This window comes from Psychrobacter sp. T6-1 (assembly GCF_052258445.1).
On record NZ_JBQQFC010000595.1, the window covers coordinates 1 to 908 of the forward strand.

Genomic DNA, 908 nt, shown 5'->3' on the forward strand with positions numbered 1-908 from the left:
TTCATCTCATCTAACTCATCTTTGATCGGCAGCGGGTAAGGTAGGGTACGATAAAAGTCCCAGAGGCTCATTTTGCTCAAATCCCTTTTGAGGACGTATTCATCGTGCTCAGTTGTAGTAATCAGATTGCTGTCTTTAAGATAGTTAATATAGGTATACCATTTAGGCAGCTCTTTGCGGCCTAGGACATCGCGCAGCTCTTGCTCACTGACCGCCTCGCCTTTTAGATAATGGCTATATACCACATTGAGCATGTCCAATAGACTCAGCAGTGGGTGGCGAGGATAGACCTCTTTGGTCTCAAAAATCGTCAAGGTATAGCTAATCTCAACTCCTAACAAAATCAGGTTCCAAGACAGATAAATCCATAACAAAAATATCGGCAGGGCAGCAAAAGCGCCATAAATGGCCTCATAACTGGTAAAGTTGGTCATCACCGTGCCAAAGATGTGCTTGAGGAGCTCAAAAACGATAGCCACGATAATACCAGCGATAGCAGCGTTTTTGAACGGGACGCGTGCCTTTGGAATAAACCAGTACATACCCACAAAGCCTGCGACAGTGATACCAATCGATACCATCTGTACCCAAAATGACCAATCGATACCGTAACCTGCAATTTGACGATTCAAAAAGCTCAGGCTCTGTACGGTGCTCGAAGCAATAAAAGCGGTGCCCAATACGATAGGGCCCATGGTTACGATTGTCCAGTAGCGCAGCATACTTTTGATGCCGCCTGCGCGATCAGTCACGCGCCATATCTGATTAAAAGCGCGCTCGATAGTGGTTAGAGTCATGATAGTCGTCAAAAATAAGATGACGATACCAATAGCAGTCAAATTGGTCGATTTTTCAGCGAAGTCATTGATATATTCACTCACCTGCAAGCTTGATTGCGGCAAAAGGTT

The 908-nt window shown here is 45.0% G+C and carries 1 protein-coding gene; it reads right to left on the reverse strand.

Annotated features, from left to right (window positions below):
* Positions 1-908: YhjD/YihY/BrkB family envelope integrity protein (locus ACTXGO_RS14820; RefSeq protein ID WP_443575060.1), on the reverse strand; the 908-nt coding region annotated here is incomplete at both ends.